We start from the raw sequence: 1,433 nt of genomic DNA, 5'->3' as shown, positions 1-1,433 counted from the left end.
CCCCCTCCCCCAGCCTGCCCGCCGACGCCGCGCTGCGCCGCCGCTTCGGCGCGCATTTCATCGTCATCACCCGCGCCTGGCGCCGCGAGGCCGATCTGCGCCTGGCGCCGCTCGGCCTGTCGCATGCCACCGCCTCGGCGCTGCTGCTGCTGCAGCGCCAGCCGGGCGCCGGGCTGCGCCAGGGGGCGCTGGCCGGGGCGCTGGGCATCGAGCAGCCCTCGCTGGTGCCGCTGCTGGACCAGCTCGGCGCCGCCGGCCTGGTCGAGCGCCGCCCCGACCCCGCCGACCGCCGCGCCCGCAGCCTGCACCTGACCGAGGCCGGGGCCGCCGCCGCCGCCACCGCCGATGCGGCCCTGGAAGAGCTGCGGGCCGGGGTGCTGCAGGGCTGCGGCGCGTCCGAGCTCGCCACCGCCATGCAGGTGCTGGAAAGAATGGCCGAAAATCTGGGCCGCGAGCCGGGGGACCTGTCCTGATGCGCGCCCCCAGCCGCGAGGACTGGCTCTATTCCGCCCGCAGCTTCGCCGCCGCGGCGCTGGCGCTGTGGATCGCCTTCTCGCTTGACCTGCCGCGACCCTACTGGGCGATGGGCACCGTCTATATCGTGGCGCAGCCCTTCGCCGGCGCGCTGCGCGCCAAGGCCACCTGGCGCCTGGTCGGCACCCTCTGCGGCGGCTTCTTTTCCATTCTGGTCTTTCCGCAGCTGGTCAACGCGCCGCCGCTGGCGGCGGCGGTGCTCGCCATCTGGATCGGGCTGTGCCTGGCCGCCTCGCTCTACGACCCGACGCCGCGCGGCTATGCCTTCATGCTGTCGGGCTACACCGCGGCGCTGATCTGCTTCCCCATCGTCGACAGCCCGGAGACCGTCTTCGACACCGCCATCTGGCGGATGATCGAGATCGGCCTGGGCATCCTCTGCGCCTGGCTGATGCATGGCGTGCTCTTCCCCCGCGCCGGCGCGCCGCGGGTGCTGGCCGCCAGCAGCACCTGGCTGGCCGACCTGGCCCGCTTCGGCGCCGACAGCCTGACCCGGCCGCACGACCCCGAGCGCTTCTCCGCCGAGCGCCGCCGCGTCGCCCGCGACGGCGCGGCGCTGGCCACCCTGTTCCACCAGGCCCGCTACGAGGTCGCCGGCCGCCGCGCGCCGCTGCTCTGGGCCGGGCGGCTGCATGAGCGGGCCCGCGCGCTGCCCACCCTGCTGACCGCCATCGGCGAGCGCGGCCGGGCGCTGGCCGCGCTCGACCCGGCGGCCGCCGAGGCGCTGGCCCCGCTGCGCCAGGACATCGCCGATTGGCTCTCGGCCAGCCTGGAGCAGGCGCCGGGGCCGAACCGGCTGCTCGGCGCCCAGCGGCTGGAAACCCGCCTGGCCGAGGCCGCCCGCCATCCCCTGTCTCTTATACACAACTGACGCTGCCGACGACTTAATAGGTGTAGAT

At 75.3% G+C, this 1,433-nt stretch carries 1 protein-coding gene; it reads left to right on the top strand.

Annotation, left to right across the window (positions count from 1 at the left end; genetic code table 11):
• Nucleotides 1-473: MarR family winged helix-turn-helix transcriptional regulator (locus tag GVN67_RS28960; RefSeq protein ID WP_200845449.1), on the top strand; the 473-nt coding region annotated here is incomplete at its 5' end.
• Nucleotides 474-1,433: the final 960 nt, after the last annotated feature.

The sequence above is a fragment of the Roseomonas sp. 18066 genome (assembly GCF_902706185.1).
Classification (GTDB): domain Bacteria; phylum Pseudomonadota; class Alphaproteobacteria; order Acetobacterales; family Acetobacteraceae; genus Pseudoroseomonas.
The sequence above is the reverse complement of the archived record's forward strand: the minus strand, read 5'-3'. Positions and strand labels throughout refer to the sequence as shown.